Source organism: Volucribacter amazonae, from assembly GCF_029783845.1.
Taxonomy (GTDB): domain Bacteria; phylum Pseudomonadota; class Gammaproteobacteria; order Enterobacterales; family Pasteurellaceae; genus Volucribacter; species Volucribacter amazonae.
In genome coordinates, this window is sequence record NZ_LWID01000001.1 from 700685 (window position 1) to 717366 (window position 16682).

The following is a 16682-nucleotide window of genomic DNA, read 5'->3' on the forward strand; positions in this document are numbered from 1 at the left end:
GATTTTTCTATTTTAGTAGGGTTGCAATAGGGTTAATTAATCCTTTTTCGCTAATATTTTCTTTTCTAAATAGGCAATCATTTGGCTGGCGATATCAATATGACTAATTTGTTCAATTAATTCTAAGCCCGGACTTGCGTTTACTTCTAATACCATTGTTCCTTGTTGAGTACGAATAAGATCGACTCCTGCTACATCAAGCCCAAGCGCTTGGCTGGCTTGGATAGCGATATTTTTTTCTTGTGAAGAAAGTTGGATTGGTTCTGCTGAACCACCACGATGAAAATTAGCACGAAATTCCCCCGCTTTTCCAATACGTTGCATTGAAGCGATAACTTGTTGACCTATGACAAAACAACGAATATCACGTCCTTGTACCTCTTGCATAAACTGTTGTAGTAAGGTGGGAATATTGGCTTGACGTAAAGTTTCTAAAATACTGACCGCACTTTGTGCTTTTTCCGCTAACATGACCCCTATCCCCTGTGCCCCTGTTAATGTTTTTAAAATAATTTCATCATTTAGTTGTGCCACTGCTACTGAGGCAGAACATTCATTTCCCGCTAATAAGGTTGTAGGAATAGGAATATTAGCCTGCAATAATGCTTGCAAACTTTGCCATTTATCTCGCGCCAATAAAAAGGCTTGTGCTTCATTTAAGCACACAACACCTTTAGCTTGAAAATGCCGTAATACAGCACAGCCCATTTGGGTACTAGTTGTGCCAAAACGGGGGATTATTCCTTGGTAATCCGTTAATAAAACAGGCTCACTGTCATTTTTTTCTTGATAATACAAAATAAAGTGCGGTGAGTTTTGCTCAAGTTTTAGTAAGCAACGATTAGGATCAAGAATATCTAGCTGATGTCCACTATTTTCTGCCGCTTGCTTGAGCCTTACACAGCTATATAAACGAGGCTCTCGGCATAACATTAATAATTTCATTGATTTATTTCTTCATAAAACCTTGTTGCTGTAAATAAGGTAAAATATGTGGTCGTACAGGTTGGGCTAAGGTTTTGGCTATATTTGCATACCAATCTCTTGTTTTACCTCGTTGTTGATAATAATTTTTGATGTCTTGATTATAGCTATCTAATTGGTTTTGAGTTAAAGGTTGGTATTGGTTCTCAAAACACATTGTTTGTTGTGGTAAACGGGGTTTTTGTGGTGGATTTTGATCGGGATAGCCTAAACATAGTCCAAGTACCGCAAAACAATGAGGAGGCAAATGCAATAGCTCACCGACTTTTTCAATATGATTGCGTAATGCTCCAATAAATACCCCACCTAAGCCTAATGATTCGGCGGCAACCATGACATTCTGTGCCATAATACCAGCATCTACCGCACCGATTAAGGCAACTTCGGTATAATCGAGTTGTGCTTGTTCGCAAAGTTGTTGATGTTTAGCAAAGTCCACACAAAATACCCAAAACTCTGGGGCTTGTTTAATATAAACTTGATGGGAAGCACAAGCCATAATTTGTTCTCGTAATGCCATATCTGTAATGCGTACAATAGAAATACATTGCAAATGATTAGAGGAAGAGGACATTCTTGCTACATCAATGAGTTGCTGACAAATTTGTTCAGCAATAGGTTGTTCGGTAAATTGGCGAATAGAGCGGTGATGTAGTTGGGTTGCTATGGTTGATGATAATGCTTGCATAAGGCTCTCCTAGATTAGCTTATATAAGATTGATATATTATACCAATCAAAATAATGCTGAAAAACAGTTTATTAAAAGGTTAAGAATAAGATAGAATAGACAGCATATAAACTGATTTTACTAATAGGAGTTATTTATGTTTGTTGTTATTTTTGGTCGCCCAGGTTGTCCGTATTGTGTTCGCGCAAAAGAATTAGCGGAAAAATTACAAAATACGGTAGAAGATTTTAGCTATCGCTATGTAGACATTATTGCAGAAGGGATTAGTAAAGCGGATTTATCAAAATCTGTGGGTAAACCTGTAGAAACTGTGCCGCAAATCTTTATTGATGAAAAACCAATTGGTGGTTGCACTGATTTTGAGGCATTAATGAAACAACAATTTGGCGTTGTGGCTTAATAAATAGATTAATTTGATACCTTAAATTCTCCCTCGGTTATAGAACCTTGCCAATAGTGAAATAATGGACAAAATAGTTGCTAATAATTTGAGAAAGTTATTATTAGCAACCATTTTTCCATTACACCACTTTAAACAAATCCTATAAAAACGGCATTATTAACATAATGCCGTTTTTGCGCTTTCAATGTCAATCAACAATTAATTTTTCGCTGCTGCAGCAGCTTTTACAATCACAGCAAATGCTGGTGCTTTTAATGATGCGCCACCAACCAATGCTCCATCAATATCAGGTTGGGTAAATAATTGGGCAGCATTAGCATCATTCACTGAGCCACCATATTGGATAATCACTTGCTCTGCTACCGCTTGTGATTTCTTAGCAATATGTCCTCGAATAAAGGCGTGTACCGCTTGAGCTTGTTCTGGGGTAGCAGATTTGCCTGTACCAATCGCCCAAATCGGTTCATAAGCAATCACTGCGCCATTAAAGGCTTCTACGCCAAGGGCATCAATCACTGCGTCAATTTGTTTAGCACAAACTTGCTCTGTTTGTCCTGCTTCATTTTCCGCTTCAGATTCACCAATGCAAAGCACAGGTACTAACCCTGCTTGTTTTAATGCGGCAAATTTTTTAGCAATAAATTCATCGGATTCGTGATGATATTGACGGCGTTCAGAATGTCCAATGATAATGTATTTTGCACCAAAATCTTTTAACATTTCGGTGGAAATATCGCCAGTAAATGCCCCTTGCACATTCACATCAACATTTTGTGCACCAAGGAAAATTTGGCTACCCGCTAACGCTTGCTCTGCCTCGGCTAAATACATTACAGGCGGTGCAATCGCCACATCACAGCCTTCAACCCCTGCTAACTCTGCTTTTAATCCTGCGATTAATTCTTGAGTAAAAGCCTTACTGCCATTTAATTTCCAGTTCCCCATAACTAAAGGACGACGTGCCATAATTTTTTCTCCATATAATTAATTAATAACTCGCTTACTATATCAAATTTTGCCTATAAACTTTAGTTTTAGATCAAAAATTTTCGCCTTTTCATTAATAAAAGATGATTATTTTGCGTTAAAAAGCTACAATCCACTGTATGGATTGTTGATAAAATGAATAATAATGATGAAAATTTTTAAAGCCGAACAATGGAACCTCCCGCTATTACTTCCTTTATTTGAACAATATCGTACTCAGCAAGGTATGCCCGCTAATCCTGAACGAACCCTAACCTTTTTAAATAATCGTATTCGCTTTAGTGAAAGTATTTTATTTATCGCCCTTGATCCACAACACAATGCACAAGGGTTTATTCAGCTTTATCCTCGCCTGTCCTCTTTACAGTTACAACGCTATTGGCAATTAACCGATATTTTTGTGCAAGATTGCCCTAATAAATTGCAAATTTACACCGCACTTATTGAAAAAGCCAAAGAGTTTGTATGCTATACCCAATCCCATTTTTTAGTAGTAGAACAAAATCAGCAACATCGCCAATTATGGGAAGCCGAAGGCTTTAAGATCAATCACAAAAAAGCAGTGTTTGAATTGCGGTTATAATCAAGCTATAATCGCCAAATATTTTCATTAGTACTAATAAATAAAAAAGGAAGAAAAAATGGGTTTAAAAAATGTACCAGCAGGTAAAGCATTACCAGATGATATTTATGTGGTCATTGAAATTCCTGCAAACTCTGATCCAATTAAATATGAAGTGGATAAAGAAACTGGCACTTTGTTTGTTGACCGTTTTATGGCAACCGCTATGTTCTATCCAGCAAACTATGGCTATATCAACAATACCTTATCCTTAGATGGCGATCCTGTTGATGTGCTTGTTCCTACCCCTTACCCATTACAACCCGGTTCGGTCATTCGTTGTCGCCCAGTTGGGGTATTGAAAATGACGGATGAATCAGGACAAGATGCCAAAGTGATTGCTGTTCCCCATAGCAAATTAACCAAAGAATATGATCATATTCAAGATGTCAATGATCTTCCTGCTTTATTAAAAGCACAAATTCAGCATTTCTTTGAAAGCTATAAAGCCTTAGAAGCGGGTAAATGGGTTAAAGTTGATGGTTGGGCGGATGTCAACGAGGCTCGCCAAGAGATTTTAGCCTCCTTTGAGCGTGCTAACCAATAATCTATATAAATACCGTTTTATTGAAAACGGTATTTTTTTATCATTTTAAGGAGCCTTTATCATGTTAAATTCACTAAAAAAACTGACAAAACTGACCGCACTTTTTAGTGCGATTATCCTCTTAAATGCTTGTGCGAGTTCTTCAGAAATTAACCAACAATCTGCATTAAGCTATCGGCAAGAAATGACACAAATGCGTGAGCAAGGTGTGTTAGATACGAGCTCTACAACCGCTAAACGAGTAAATAAAGTATTCCAAAAAATGGTGCCTTATGCTAATCAAGAAAATAACACAGGGCAGGTCTTTAATTGGGAAATCAATGTAATTAAATCTAATCAGCTCAATGCTTGGGCAATGCCCGGAGGCAAAATGGTGTTCTATACAGGCTTGGTAGATCAATTAAAACTCAGCGATGATGAAATCGCCGTAGTAATGGGACATGAAATGGCACACGCCTTAAAAGAACATGGTAAAAAGAAAGTCAATATGAGCCAAATCACTGGTATTTTTGCTCAAGTTGCTCATATTGCACTCTCTACCCAAATTGGTTCTGATGCCAGTGGCTTAGTTATTGGAGTTGCAAAAGATTGGGGTTTAGACAAACCTTATTCTCGTAGCAATGAAACCGAAGCTGATGAAGTGGGGCTTATGCTGATGGCAAAAGCAGGCTATAATCCGCAAGCCGCACCGGGATTATGGGTAAAAATGAACCAAGCCACAGGCAGTTCAAATAGTGCCTTAGCGGGGTTAATGTCCACTCACCCGACCAATGCTGATCGCCAAAAAAACTTAGAACGCTTAATGCCTGAAGCAATGGCGTTATATCAGGCAAGAAATTAGTGTTATAACATAAAAAGGGTTAAGTAAACTTAACCCTTTTTTGAATTATGATGCAGGCTTACGTCTTTTACCAATGTTTTTACTGTCTTTATGACGAATTTTGATTTTTTTCTTATTTTGTTCTTTTTTAAGCTGTTCTCGTTTTTGTTTTAACCTTGCTTTTTGTTTTTTGCTCACTGATTTCACTTCGCCATTTTTTGGCGCTTTAGTACGAGGTTCAAGTCCTTCAAGGGTTCTTGCTTTTAATAATTCTTGGGTATAACGTTTAATTTTTCCTAATAATTTATAATCATGTGCCTCAACCAAACAAATCGCCACGCCCTTTTTCCCAGCACGAGCGGTACGCCCAATGCGATGCAAATAAGTATCCGCACTATAAGGCAAATCAAAATTAATCACATGGCTAATATCTTCAATATCAATCCCCCTCGCCGCAACATCTGTCGCCACCAATAGAGTAACCGTCCCTGTTTTCAATTTATCTATCGCCTGATTACGCTGATGCTGTGCCATATCACCCTCTAAATAGGTGCTACGAATTCCCCGCTTACGCAAGGTTTCCGATAGCTGTCGCACCTCTTCACGCCGCCGTACAAATACAATGCCTTTGCTTACTTGTTCTTGTTGAACAAAGCGTGCTAACAATTTAATTTTATGTTCTACATTGTCCGCATGGTAAAACCATTGTTGAATTTTCTTGCGTTCACGCCGACTGGGTTCAGCATTGACTTGCACAGGATCTTGCAACAAGCGTTGAGCAAAATCCAGCAACAATTCCCCCTCTAAGGTTGCCGAAAATAACAAGGTTTGCTTACGCCAACGAGTTTCCATTGCAATTTTTTCTGCATCTTGCCCAAAACCCATTTGCAACATACGATCGGCTTCGTCAAAAATAAGCATTTCCACCGCTCGGCAATCAAAATTTTCCTCTTGAATATATTGCAACAACCGTCCGGGTGTCGCGACCACAATATCTTGATTTTTATTAAATACTTCGCCATGATTTTGATAAGCCACCCCACCCGTAATGGTAGCAATACTCAACTTAGTATATTTCGCTACCTGTTGAGCTTGTTCCGCTACTTGCATCGCTAATTCTCGTGTTGGGGTTAAGATCAAGATTCGAGGTGCCCCCGGTTTACGGCGAGGATAATCCAATAAATGTTGAATAGCTGGCAACAGGAAAGCAAGGGTTTTCCCTGTGCCTGTTGGTGCAGAACCTAACACATCTCGTCCGTCCATTGCTTGCGGAATGGCTTCAAGTTGAATGGTAGTAGGACGCTCATAACCTTTATCTCGCAATGCGTTTAATAATTCAGGACAAAGGTCAAAATCAGCAAATTGTGGTAATATCATGGCATTTCTCACTGCATCTTTAAAATTGGCAAGAATTATAGCGGATAGTGATATAAATGAAAATCGTATAGTCGCTCCACTTTAAAATAATACCGCGTTGGCACGCCTCGCCGTACTATCTGTACTGTCTTCGGCGTGCCGCCTTGTCTTATTTTAAATTGAAACGACTATAACTCACTTAACCTTAAAAATTTATGCTTACTAACATTATGACAGGTTTTCGCTTTAAACAATTTTTTATTAGACATGATCAATGTGCGATGAAAGTCGGCACTGACGGCATTTTATTGGGAGCTTGGGCAAGCAATGCCAACTGTCAGCATATTTTAGATTTAGGCACAGGCTCAGGATTGGTAGCGATTATGTTAGCTCAACGTTACCCACAAGCACAAATAACAGGGGTTGAATATGATACCCAAGCCACCCAACAAGCAAAAGAAAATGCTAAGGCTTGTCCTTGGCAACACAATATCCACATCGTTGGACAATCTATTGAACAATTTGTTGCCTCACGCCAAGGCTCAGCGGTCTTGACACAATTTGATCTGATTGTCGCTAATCCCCCTTATTTTGCTCAAGGGGTTGCTTGTTCATCAGCTCAACGAGAATTGGCTCGCTACCAACAACAAAGCCATTTCGCTTGGCTAACAATGGCACAATCCTGTTTAGGCCCACAAGGTAAAATTTGTTTTGTACTACCTGTTCAAGCGGCAAATTTACTCAAAACACAAGCAAAACAAACCGCACTTTATTGTATTGAACAATGCGACATTATAACCAAAATGGGCAAAACACCTCACCGAACGTTGATTAGCTTTGCCCAACAAGCCTCGCCATTGCGACAAGATAACTTAGTGATTTACGATCAAAACAATCAATATACCGACAAATTTAAGCAATTAACTCAGGCGTTTTATCTTAAATTTTAGCTGATTGCGATAATTTGAGCCAATTATAATAACCATAAATGGAATTGACCAAATAGCCAGTAAACATAATATACATCGCTGGGGTTTCCGCCCACAAAACAATAGAAAGGATATTTAAACTAATCCATAACAACCATTGTTCACGATAACGTAAAATCATTAATAATTGAGCGGAAAAAGTAATGATTGTGGTTGTGCCATCAAGGGCTGGTTTACCCCCCCCCGCCATGCTTACAGCTTCAATAAACAACAAAGAACAAATCGTCATACTGACCAATAAAATTAACCAGCCTCGCCAAGTTAAGGCTTTAACTTTCACCGTTTCATTGCCTTTGTTATCATTTTGCATATTGGCTTTCCATAAAAAATAACCAATAAATTGAGCAGGAATATAAACATAGAGGGTAGAATTCATTTCACCAATATAATTCGCCCCCCAAGCCACATAAAAATAGGTATAAGCAAAAATTAAGCCAAAGAAATAATTACTGATTTTTCCTTTACTCACAAAGATCACGCAAAGCAAGCCCGCAATCCCCGAAATCATTGCCAAAATAGAATCTGGCTCTTGCACATAAGCCCAAATTTGAGCCCCAACAAAAACCACAATCCAAGCCACTTCTAATGGTTTCCAACCACCAAAAAACTCTTTACGAGCAAGCTGCCAATAATTATTCAATGTCATCGTTGATTCCTTAATTGTAGAAAACTTGCCTACTTTTACACCGCAAACAATACAATGTCAAGTATAGATAACAAAAAACTTATAAACTAAGAATAATTTTTTAATTTTGTAGCAGATAAGAAATTTAATATTTTGATATGATATGCTAAAGTCAGAAAAAGAGGCAAAAATAATTCCAAAATCAACCGCACTTTAGGCTCAAAAGAAAAAGAGAACATTACTTATGCCTATTTACCCAAATAGCATATTAACAATTATTTATTCTCTGGAACATAACTTCTCTGTCAATAACTTTGCAAATTGCTGTGGGTTTTCTTGGTGGGCGTTATGCCCTGCTTGGGGGATTAAGGTTAAATCTAGCTGATTTTGTTTGGCAATTTGTTGAAACTTTTGATCTTTTTCGCCACAAAAATAAAAAACAGGTAAGGAAACGCACCGCACTTTATATCTAAAATCTGGTTGTTTGGCTAATGAGGTAGCTGTAAGCATACGGGCAATGGCTTGTCCGTTATTATGTTGGCGTAATTGAATAAGTTGTTGCCGTTGTTGTGGGGTAAGATGAGCAAAAACAGGTTGTTGATACCATTCCTCAAGCACTTGTTGAATGGGTTGATGAGCAAAACGCTTTGCCCAATTTTGATCCTGTTGCCAACGTTGTTGTCGTTGAGCGGAATCGGATAAACCGAGATTAACGCCCTCTAACAGCAGAGCTTGCAATGAATGAGTTGGCAATAACTGAGCAAAATAAGCATATAAAGCCAAACGTCCACCAAGGGAATAGCCCATTAAATAATAAGGGCGTTGTTGTATTTGTGCTTGAATATGCTGAGCTAATAAGGCACAAACTTGTTGAAAATCTTGAGCTTGTGCCAGTTGTTGTGCGGAATAACTAGTGCCATGAAAGGGTAAATCTAACGCAATACAGTCAAAGTGCGGTAAAAAATCCATCAATTTTTGCCAATCTTGTTTATCGCCAAGCAAGCCATGTAGCAATACTAACAAAGGCTTTTGCCCTTGTTTATTGGCGTTTGAGCTTGGCAATGGCATTTATACTCCAATTACTGCGTGGCTAATTTGTTCAATAAGCTGTTTATACAACTTTGAGCCATCACTTGGATTCACTTTAATTTCAATCAATGTGGTTTCTCGCCGTCCATAGGCTTGTTTTAATACTGAACCTAAATCAGCCCAAGTATAAGGACGAGCATATTTGAGCTCAAACATTGATGCGGCTTGAGAGAATTCAAGATGATGTGGCATACGATAAAAGTTGTTTTTGAGTTCTTCGTCCACTGGCAACAGATCAAAAATCGCTCCGCCATTATTATTAATAATGAAAATAATGGTAGGTTGATTAACGGACTTAAAGAGAGCCAAGGAATTGAGGTCATAAAGGGCGGAAGTATCACCAAGCACCGCCACGAGTGGTTGGTTAGTGGCAACGCCAATACCTGCTGCAGTCGCTAATAACCCATCAATACCGCTTGCCCCTCGATTGGTATAAACAGGATAACCTTCTGGCAATTTGCAAAGTGCATCAACTAAGCGGATAAATAAACTGTTGCCCAAGAATAATACGCCGTTACTCGGCAATACACGCTCTAAATTATGGGCTAAAGAGGCTTCATTTAATGTACCGCCCACCTGTTGTTCAATAAAGGTAGCACAAAACTTAGATAGCGCCAGAGGCTCAAGTAGCCAAGTTTTTTGCCGTAATGCAGGGTGAGCCCGTAGCCAATGATGAATTTTTGCTTGGAAACGGGTTTGATGATGATGATAAGGATCGCATTGTCTTGCTTGCGGATCAACTAACCAAAATTCGCCGTTAAATTCCGCTAAAAATTGGTTAATGCGTTTGCTGATAATCTTTGCTCCCATTTGGATCACAATATCCGCTTGCAATAATTTTTGTCTTACGGTTTGATTTGCCAACCAAATATCCGCATAAGGCAAGCTAGGCTCAACAGTGGATTGAATATCCGTTAATAAAATCCAACCTTGAGTATTCGCCCAAGTAGCCAGCCCCATACTTTGTGCTAAGGGGATTTGCCCCACGACTATCACGCCTCGTTTGCTCCGCCAAAAATCCCAATTTTCGTGAATTAACACTTCTTGATGTGGGGGTTGCCATGCAATCCAAGGCTTATTTTGGCTTAGCCAAGATTGGATCGGCTGTAACCAAGCATGTTGTTGAATTTGCTGTTCATCAGCTTGATACAACGGCTCGGCAAAAGGTACATTAATATGGATTACCCCTGCTTGTTGTTGCTGAGCCAAGCAGGCTTGCTGAATACGAGAAATCAGCCATTGCGCAGGATAATCCGCACTTGGGCGAGGCAGATCAAGCTGTGCCACAGGATAATCCGCAAAGAGATTAGCTTGTAAAATCGCTTGATTTGCACCGCACTCTAATAATTCAGGCGGGCGATCGGCGGTAAGCACAATAAGATTAACACCTGTTTGGCGAGCCTCAATAATCGCAGGGTATAAATTAGCAGCGGCTGTGCCAGAGGTAACAATTACCGCAACAGGCGATTGGCTTGCCTTGGCGATACCAAGGGCAAAAAAGGCTAAACCTCGTTCATCAAAATGGCTATGGCAATGCACTTGTTTATGTTGCTGTAAGCGTGCCGCCTCTAGGGTCAAGGGGGTTGAACGTGAACCCGGGGCGATACAAATATGTTGTACGCCATGCCGAACTAAGCTGGCTAAAATGACTTTTGCCCAACAACGATTAAAAGTACTCACCTCTGACATAATTTCTCCATTATGATTGATTAAACAAGGAAATTAATCCTTTTGCTTTACGCTCAATTTCCTGCCATTCTAACAAGGGATTAGATCCTTCAACAATACCTGCCCCTGCAAAAACACGAATTTTGTTGTGTTCCACAAAGGCACTACGAATAGTAACACAAAATTCCGCTTGTTGTGGCTGCATAACACCGAGACAACCTGCATACCAAGTGCGGTGAAAATTTTCACAATTTTTAATAAATTCCACCGCTGGTTGTTGAGGTAAACCTGACACCGCAGGGGTAGGGTGAATGGCTTGCAAACAATGGGCATCATGGCACTCAGGCTTTAGAGTTACCTGAATTTTACGGCATAAATGCTGTACATTGCGTAATGGCACTAATGTTTTGTCTTGCACCTCAATATGTTGTGCATAAGGGGCTAGATGCTGGCAAATACCGTCCACAACTAATTGATTTTCATATTGATTTTTTTGATCTTGCAATAACCAATCGGCTTGTTGTTGATTTTTTCTTTGATCATTGCCCATAAAAGCCGTCCCCGCTAACGCCTCAGTGGCTAATTGTTGTTGTTCACGCCGATATAAACGCTCGGGGCTTGAGCCTAAAAAGGTACTATCCGCATTTTCAGCCAGCAAAAAATGATAACAATGGGAATTAACTCGCTCACTTTGCCCGAGCATATCCTTGGCATTAATTGAGCAATCACTGGTTAAATGATATTGATTGGCTAGCACTACTTTGCTTAATGCTTTCCGTTTAAAGCAAGCTAGCCCTTGTTCAATCCAATGTTGCCATTGTGCAAAGCTGGCTTGGCGATATTGCTCAATAAATTGAATGTGATCAATGGCTTGCAACGAAACGGTATCAGTGAGTGTTGCCAATAAAGGATCAATTTGTTGAGCAAGGGGTTGTTGATTATCAATAAATAGCCAACAAGATAGCTTATCCTGTTCCTGTTGTAACAATAATTGTGGCAAATAAAATAAGCTATTGCCAGCAAATTGCATACCGCCCACAAGGGGAAAATCCTGCTCTGCCATAAAGGCTTGAGCCAAAAATTTATCAGAAAATGACCGCACTTTACCTATAGCGGCAAAGGTGGCAGTATGATTGCGTAATTTAAAATAAAACTGCGGATAAATTGTCTGTGCTTTTAACCAGCTTAATAAGGATATTGAGCCAGTAATATGGGTTTTAAACAAAGTAATAGAAGTATGTTGGTCAGCTTGATATTGAACAACAAAATCAACTATTTTGCTTTTGAGTAACTGCAAATTATCCATATAAAAAAACAAACATTTATGGCGATAACGGAAAAAATAATGGGCTATTCTAGCCTATTTTGAAATAATTTTTTACTAAATCTTTTCATATTGACAAAATAAGCGTAAAGTGATGAATTTACTCTCAACAATAAAATTCGTTAAGTTAGGTGATAATATGAGCATTTTCCCCAAATCCGCAAAACTTGAGCATGTTTGTTACGATATTCGTGGTCCTGTGCATAAAGAAGCATTACGCCTTGAAGAAGAAGGCAATAAAATTTTAAAACTCAATATCGGTAATCCTGCCCCTTTTGGTTTTGAAGCCCCCGATGAAATTTTGGTTGATGTTTTGCGTAACTTACCTACCGCTCAAGGCTATTGCGATTCTAAAGGGCTATACTCTGCTCGTAAAGCCATTGTACAATATTATCAATCTAAAAATATGCGTAGTGTAACAGTAAATGATGTTTATATTGGTAATGGGGTATCAGAATTAATCACTATGGCAACACAAGCCTTATTAAATGACGGGGACGAAGTGTTAATTCCTATGCCAGATTATCCTTTATGGACAGCCTCTGTAACACTTGCTGGCGGTAAAGCGGTACATTATGTTTGTGATGAACAAGCGGATTGGTATCCTGATCTTGAAGATATTAAAAGCAAAATTACTACTCGCACTAAAGCCATTGTAATTATTAATCCCAATAACCCAACAGGTGCGGTATATAGCAAAGAATTATTACTACAAATTGCCGAAATTGCTCGCCAGCATCAATTAATTATTTTTGCTGACGAAATTTATGACAAAATTTTATATGATGGTGCAGAGCATCAACATATCGCCGCTTTAGCACCTGATTTATTAACCTTAACCTTTAACGGCTTATCTAAGGCTTATCGTGTGGCAGGCTTTCGCCAAGGCTGGCTGGTATTAAATGGCCCAAAAAATCACGCCAAAGGCTATATTGAAGGCTTAGATATGATCGCCTCAATGCGTTTATGTGCTAACGTCCCAATGCAACACGCTATTCAAACCGCACTTGGGGGCTATCAAAGCATTAATGAATATATTCTGCCCGGCGGACGGTTATTAGAGCAACGCAATCGGGCTTATGAATTATTGAACGCCATTCCGGGTATTAGCTGTGTCAAACCTATGGGGGCGTTATATATGTTTCCCAAAATTGATGTGAAAAAATTTAATATTTATGATGATGAAAAAATGGTGCTAGATTTATTACGCCAAGAAAAAGTGTTATTAGTGCATGGACGAGGTTTCAACTGGCACAGCCCAGATCATTTCCGTATCGTCACCCTACCTTATGTTTACCAAATTGAAGACGCACTAGGACGATTAGCAAGGTTTTTGCAGGGGTATCGGCAGTAAATATTGATAAAAGGTTAAAGCAGAAAACCTCGATCTAGCTATCGAGGTTTTTATCATTATTATTCAAGTTCCCCACAGAAACGATAACCTTCTCCATGAATAGTAGCAATAATTTCGGGGGTGTCTGGATGATCTTCAAAATGTTTACGGATACGGCGAATAGTTACGTCCACTGTACGATCATGAGGTTTTAATTCTCTCCCCGTCATTTTTTTCAGTAATCCTTCTCGTGTTTGGATTTTCCCCGGGTTTTGGCAAAAATGTAGCATCGCCCGAAACTCACTACGTGGTAATTTATGAACTTCCCCTTCTGGGGTAATCAATGAGCGACTATCAATATATAATGTCCAACCATTAAAACGATATTGATTAACCGATTCTTTATGCTCTTTATGTTTATCATTCATTGTGCGTTGTAATAAATTACGTGCCCTAATAGTAAGTTCTCTTGGATTGAAAGGCTTGGTAATATAATCATCAGCACCAATTTCTAAGCCAAGGATTTTATCTACTTCATTATCTCTGCCCGTTAAAAACATCAAGGCAATATCGGCATTTTCCCTTAATTCTCTTGCTAACATTAAACCATTTTTACCGGGTAAATTAATATCCATAATAACCAAATTGATAGGTTCATTAGCAAGAACTTTGTTCATTTGTAGGCCTTCAGAAGCTTGATGAACTTCATATCCTTCCGCTTCAAAAATACTTTTTAAGGTATTGCGTGTTACCGCTTCGTCCTCAACAATGAGAATTTTCGGAGTCGTCATATTTTTTCCTATGTAAATTTTATTTTCCAGTTTTTGGTAAAATCAGCCGAATTGTATTATTGTTAGTAAAGGATCACAATCCAAAATGTTAAATTTGTTACGCTAATCTTAATTTTCATGATCTTTATCATAAAAAACGATACTAACCATGTTCCCTTGTTTTAAAAAATACCACATCAGGATAACGTTCTTGAGCTAAATTAAGATTTACCATTGTTGGGGCAATATAAGTCAAATTATCGCCACCATCAAGGGCAAGATTTTGTTCATTTTTACGTTTAAATTCTTCAAATTTTTTGTGATCGGTACATTCAACCCAACGTGCTGTGGCGACATTAACGGTTTCATAAATAGCCTCAACGTTATATTCTGTTTTTAAGCGAGAAACCACCACATCAAATTGTAATACCCCTACCGCACCAACAATAAGATCATTATTGACTAATGGACGGAAAACCTGTACCGCACCTTCTTCTGATAATTGGACTAATCCTTTTAATAATTGTTTCTGTTTAAGTGGATCTTTAAGGCGAATACGTCTAAACAATTCTGGTGCAAAGTTAGGTATTCCAGTAAATTTCAGTTCTTCACCTTGACTGAAAGTATCACCAATTTGTATCGTGCCATGATTATGCAAACCAATAATATCACCTGCATAGGCTTGTTCCGCATGGCTACGATCCCCAGCCATAAAGGTTAAGGCATCGGAAATAACTACTTCTTTACCAATTCTAACATGGCGTAACTTCATACCTTTTTCATATTTGCCTGAAACAATACGTAAAAAGGCAACACGATCTCTATGTTTTGGATCCATATTGGCTTGAATTTTAAATACAAAACCAGTAAATTTTTCCTCACTTGCCTCTACTTGTCGGTTGGTTGCTTGGCGTGCTTGTGGTGCTGGCGCCCATTGAGTTAATCCATCTAACATATGATCAACGCCAAAATTCCCTAATGCGCTACCAAAAAAGACAGGTGTCAGTTCGCCTGCTAAAAATGCTTCCAATTCAAAAGGGTTAGAGGCACCTTGTACCAGTTCTAATTCATCACGTAATTGCTGAGCAAGATCATCACCCACCGCTTGATCTAAATCAGGATTATTTAAGCCTTTGATTACCTTAACATCTTGAATAGTATGTCCTTGTCCCGTTTGATATAAATAGGTTTCATCTTTATATAAATGATAAACTCCCTTAAAGAGTTTCCCACAACCTATGGGCCAAGTAATAGGAGCACAATGGATTTTTAATACATTTTCTACTTCATCAAGTAATTCCATAGGATCACGAATATCACGGTCAAGTTTATTCATAAAGGTAAGGATAGGGGTATCACGTAAACGAGTTACTTCCATTAATTTAATGGTACGTTCCTCTACCCCTTTAGCACTATCAATAACCATTAAGCAGCTATCTACTGCGGTTAAGGTACGATAGGTATCCTCCGAGAAATCCTCGTGTCCCGGTGTATCTAATAAATTAACTAAGCAGTCATTATAAGGAAACTGCATAACCGAAGTGGTAATAGAAATTCCCCGTTGTTTTTCCATTTCCATCCAGTCTGATTTAGCATGTTGCGCTGAGCCTTTACCCTTAACGGAACCTGCTTTTTGAATTGCATTACCATAGAGTAGGACTTTTTCAGTAATGGTGGTTTTCCCTGCATCAGGGTGCGAGATAATCGCAAAGGTACGGCGTTTATTAACTTGTTGTGGATATGACATAGTATTAAATATAAATGCAAACTAAATAGTGGCTAATTATGCCATAAATTGCAAAAGGGATAAAATAGCAAAAGTAAAATTGGTATGAAAAAAATGAGAAATAATGAGATTAAAGATGATTAATGATAGTGATAACTTTATTTTTGACTATCCTTTATCCCCCTCTCCTTTTTGAGAAACTTCGAATAATAAAATTAACATTTCTTATGCAAGAAAACAAAAATCATTAGAAATACTTTTAATAATTAAAAAAGAGTATTACTTAATATGTAATGAATTTTACTTGGATATTTTATCTTTTATTATCTGTCGAAGAAAATCAATTTCTTCTTGTTGTTGTTTTACTATCCCTAACAAATATCTTATATCATTATTGTATAACTTATCCTTTTTTAATATAAAATTGATATTCTCTGGGGGGGGGGGAATCTAAAACTTCAAATTGAGAAATGAGAATTTTCTCAAAGTCAATATTTAATAATATTTGCATAATCTGATTTAATCGCTTTAAACTAATATTGTTTTCTCCTCTTTCAAGTTTTCCATAGGCAGCCTCTGTAATATATAAACTTCTAGCCATCTCCGCTTGAGTTATTTTTTTGCTTTCCCTTAATTTACGGATCATTTCTAGTAGCATATTACTCATAATAACCTCCATTATTAACTAATTAGGTAGCTCATCTCCCCAAATTGTTCCTAGCGATGAGTATAACTATTTTTATAAAATAA

Annotated in this window: 17 protein-coding genes; 6 read left to right on the forward strand and 11 right to left on the reverse strand. The window is 38.2% G+C overall.

The genetic code is table 11. The features are described 5' to 3' along the window. Positions 1 to 36 precede the first annotated feature (36 nt). The gene (locus A6A20_RS03530; RefSeq protein WP_279572171.1) at positions 37 to 945 is read right to left on the reverse strand and encodes an ATP-grasp domain-containing protein; all 909 of its coding nucleotides are present in this window, start codon (positions 943 to 945) and stop codon (positions 37 to 39) included. 4 nt (positions 946 to 949) lie between these two features. After that, positions 950 to 1672 (reverse strand): oxygen-insensitive NADPH nitroreductase, encoded by a 723-nt coding sequence (gene nfsA, locus A6A20_RS03535; protein WP_279572172.1) that lies wholly within the window; start codon positions 1670 to 1672, stop codon positions 950 to 952. Positions 1673 to 1809: 137 nt separating this feature from the next. Between nfsA and A6A20_RS03540 the strand changes: the two genes are divergently transcribed. After that, positions 1810 to 2073, forward strand: a complete 264-nt coding sequence (locus A6A20_RS03540) for a GrxA family glutaredoxin (protein ID WP_279572173.1) — start codon at positions 1810 to 1812, stop codon at positions 2071 to 2073. A 201-nt stretch (positions 2074 to 2274) separates the two neighbouring features. Here A6A20_RS03540 and tpiA read toward each other — a convergent pair whose 3' ends face one another. Beyond that, positions 2275 to 3042 carry a triose-phosphate isomerase gene (tpiA, locus tag A6A20_RS03545; RefSeq protein WP_279572174.1) on the reverse strand — a complete coding sequence of 256 codons (768 nt, stop codon included), beginning with the start codon at positions 3040 to 3042 and terminating at the stop codon, positions 2275 to 2277. Positions 3043 to 3211: 169 nt separating this feature from the next. On the opposite strand from tpiA, the gene A6A20_RS03550 reads away from it, so the two are divergent. The 3 genes from A6A20_RS03550 to A6A20_RS03560 all read left to right on the forward strand — a co-directional run bounded on the left by A6A20_RS03550 (position 3212) and on the right by A6A20_RS03560 (position 5073). After that, the gene (locus A6A20_RS03550; protein ID WP_279573733.1) at positions 3212 to 3646 is read left to right on the forward strand and encodes a GNAT family N-acetyltransferase; all 435 of its coding nucleotides are present in this window, start codon (positions 3212 to 3214) and stop codon (positions 3644 to 3646) included. A 58-nt stretch (positions 3647 to 3704) separates the two neighbouring features. Then, on the forward strand, positions 3705 to 4232 hold the full coding sequence (ppa, locus tag A6A20_RS03555; protein WP_279572175.1) for an inorganic diphosphatase: 528 nt from the start codon (positions 3705 to 3707) through the stop codon (positions 4230 to 4232). Between the two features lie 61 nt (positions 4233 to 4293). After that, the gene (locus A6A20_RS03560) at positions 4294 to 5073 is read left to right on the forward strand and encodes a M48 family metallopeptidase (protein ID WP_279572176.1); all 780 of its coding nucleotides are present in this window, start codon (positions 4294 to 4296) and stop codon (positions 5071 to 5073) included. 45 nt (positions 5074 to 5118) lie between these two features. Here A6A20_RS03560 and srmB read toward each other — a convergent pair whose 3' ends face one another. Continuing rightward, positions 5119 to 6429: an ATP-dependent RNA helicase SrmB gene (gene srmB / locus A6A20_RS03565; RefSeq protein WP_279572177.1), complete on the reverse strand. Its 1311-nt coding sequence runs from the start codon at positions 6427 to 6429 to the stop codon at positions 5119 to 5121. A 209-nt stretch (positions 6430 to 6638) separates the two neighbouring features. Here srmB and A6A20_RS03570 point away from each other — a divergent pair, with 209 nt between their 5' ends. After that, positions 6639 to 7358, forward strand: coding sequence for a tRNA1(Val) (adenine(37)-N6)-methyltransferase (locus A6A20_RS03570; protein ID WP_279573734.1), 720 nt, complete (start codon positions 6639 to 6641; stop codon positions 7356 to 7358). On the opposite strand, the gene pnuC is transcribed toward A6A20_RS03570, so the two are convergent. The 4 genes from pnuC to A6A20_RS03590 all read right to left on the reverse strand — a co-directional run bounded on the left by pnuC (position 7348) and on the right by A6A20_RS03590 (position 12085). Then, the gene (pnuC, locus tag A6A20_RS03575) at positions 7348 to 8043 is read right to left on the reverse strand and encodes a nicotinamide riboside transporter PnuC (RefSeq protein WP_279572178.1); all 696 of its coding nucleotides are present in this window, start codon (positions 8041 to 8043) and stop codon (positions 7348 to 7350) included. The two genes, A6A20_RS03570 and pnuC, sit on opposite strands and share 11 nt — an antisense overlap. A gap of 258 nt (positions 8044 to 8301) precedes the next feature. Then, positions 8302 to 9090 carry a 2-succinyl-6-hydroxy-2,4-cyclohexadiene-1-carboxylate synthase gene (gene menH, locus A6A20_RS03580; protein ID WP_279572179.1) on the reverse strand — a complete coding sequence of 263 codons (789 nt, stop codon included), beginning with the start codon at positions 9088 to 9090 and terminating at the stop codon, positions 8302 to 8304. Further along, positions 9091 to 10800 (reverse strand): 2-succinyl-5-enolpyruvyl-6-hydroxy-3-cyclohexene-1-carboxylic-acid synthase, encoded by a 1710-nt coding sequence (menD, locus tag A6A20_RS03585; protein WP_279572180.1) that lies wholly within the window; start codon positions 10798 to 10800, stop codon positions 9091 to 9093. It lies immediately after the preceding gene. 10 nt (positions 10801 to 10810) lie between these two features. Continuing rightward, positions 10811 to 12085: an isochorismate synthase gene (locus tag A6A20_RS03590; RefSeq protein ID WP_279572181.1), complete on the reverse strand. Its 1275-nt coding sequence runs from the start codon at positions 12083 to 12085 to the stop codon at positions 10811 to 10813. Between the two features lie 157 nt (positions 12086 to 12242). On the opposite strand from A6A20_RS03590, the gene A6A20_RS03595 reads away from it, so the two are divergent. After that, positions 12243 to 13457, forward strand: a complete 1215-nt coding sequence (locus A6A20_RS03595; RefSeq protein WP_279572182.1) for a pyridoxal phosphate-dependent aminotransferase — start codon at positions 12243 to 12245, stop codon at positions 13455 to 13457. 59 nt (positions 13458 to 13516) lie between these two features. Here A6A20_RS03595 and arcA read toward each other — a convergent pair whose 3' ends face one another. The 3 genes from arcA to A6A20_RS03610 form a co-directional block, all read right to left on the reverse strand. Then, positions 13517 to 14227 carry a two-component system response regulator ArcA gene (arcA, locus tag A6A20_RS03600; protein ID WP_279572183.1) on the reverse strand — a complete coding sequence of 237 codons (711 nt, stop codon included), beginning with the start codon at positions 14225 to 14227 and terminating at the stop codon, positions 13517 to 13519. Positions 14228 to 14369: 142 nt separating this feature from the next. Continuing rightward, entirely contained in the window at positions 14370 to 15953 is a 1584-nt protein-coding gene (prfC, locus tag A6A20_RS03605; protein WP_279572184.1) for a peptide chain release factor 3, read from the reverse strand. Positions 15954 to 16335: 382 nt separating this feature from the next. After that, positions 16336 to 16599 (reverse strand): helix-turn-helix transcriptional regulator, encoded by a 264-nt coding sequence (locus tag A6A20_RS03610; protein WP_279572185.1) that lies wholly within the window; start codon positions 16597 to 16599, stop codon positions 16336 to 16338. Positions 16600 to 16682: the final 83 nt, after the last annotated feature.

Bases quoted from the DNA above. Each gene is read 5' to 3' on its own strand.
- A6A20_RS03610 (WP_279572185.1), bottom strand. From the start codon at position 16,599: ATGAGTAATATGCTACTAGAAATGATCCGTAAATTAAGGGAAAGCAAA.
- A6A20_RS03560 (WP_279572176.1), top strand. From the start codon at position 4,294: ATGTTAAATTCACTAAAAAAACTGACAAAACTGACCGCACTTTTTAGT.
- srmB (WP_279572177.1), bottom strand. From the start codon at position 6,429: ATGATATTACCACAATTTGCTGATTTTGACCTTTGTCCTGAATTATTA.
- ppa (WP_279572175.1), top strand. From the start codon at position 3,705: ATGGGTTTAAAAAATGTACCAGCAGGTAAAGCATTACCAGATGATATT.
- A6A20_RS03595 (WP_279572182.1), top strand. From the start codon at position 12,243: ATGAGCATTTTCCCCAAATCCGCAAAACTTGAGCATGTTTGTTACGAT.
- A6A20_RS03570 (WP_279573734.1), top strand. From the start codon at position 6,639: ATGACAGGTTTTCGCTTTAAACAATTTTTTATTAGACATGATCAATGT.
- pnuC (WP_279572178.1), bottom strand. From the start codon at position 8,043: ATGACATTGAATAATTATTGGCAGCTTGCTCGTAAAGAGTTTTTTGGT.
- arcA (WP_279572183.1), bottom strand. From the start codon at position 14,227: ATGACGACTCCGAAAATTCTCATTGTTGAGGACGAAGCGGTAACACGC.
- A6A20_RS03530 (WP_279572171.1), bottom strand. From the start codon at position 945: ATGAAATTATTAATGTTATGCCGAGAGCCTCGTTTATATAGCTGTGTA.
- nfsA (WP_279572172.1), bottom strand. From the start codon at position 1,672: ATGCAAGCATTATCATCAACCATAGCAACCCAACTACATCACCGCTCT.
- menH (WP_279572179.1), bottom strand. From the start codon at position 9,090: ATGCCATTGCCAAGCTCAAACGCCAATAAACAAGGGCAAAAGCCTTTG.
- tpiA (WP_279572174.1), bottom strand. From the start codon at position 3,042: ATGGCACGTCGTCCTTTAGTTATGGGGAACTGGAAATTAAATGGCAGT.
- prfC (WP_279572184.1), bottom strand. From the start codon at position 15,953: ATGTCATATCCACAACAAGTTAATAAACGCCGTACCTTTGCGATTATC.
- A6A20_RS03590 (WP_279572181.1), bottom strand. From the start codon at position 12,085: ATGGATAATTTGCAGTTACTCAAAAGCAAAATAGTTGATTTTGTTGTT.
- menD (WP_279572180.1), bottom strand. From the start codon at position 10,800: ATGTCAGAGGTGAGTACTTTTAATCGTTGTTGGGCAAAAGTCATTTTA.
- A6A20_RS03540 (WP_279572173.1), top strand. From the start codon at position 1,810: ATGTTTGTTGTTATTTTTGGTCGCCCAGGTTGTCCGTATTGTGTTCGC.
- A6A20_RS03550 (WP_279573733.1), top strand. From the start codon at position 3,212: ATGAAAATTTTTAAAGCCGAACAATGGAACCTCCCGCTATTACTTCCT.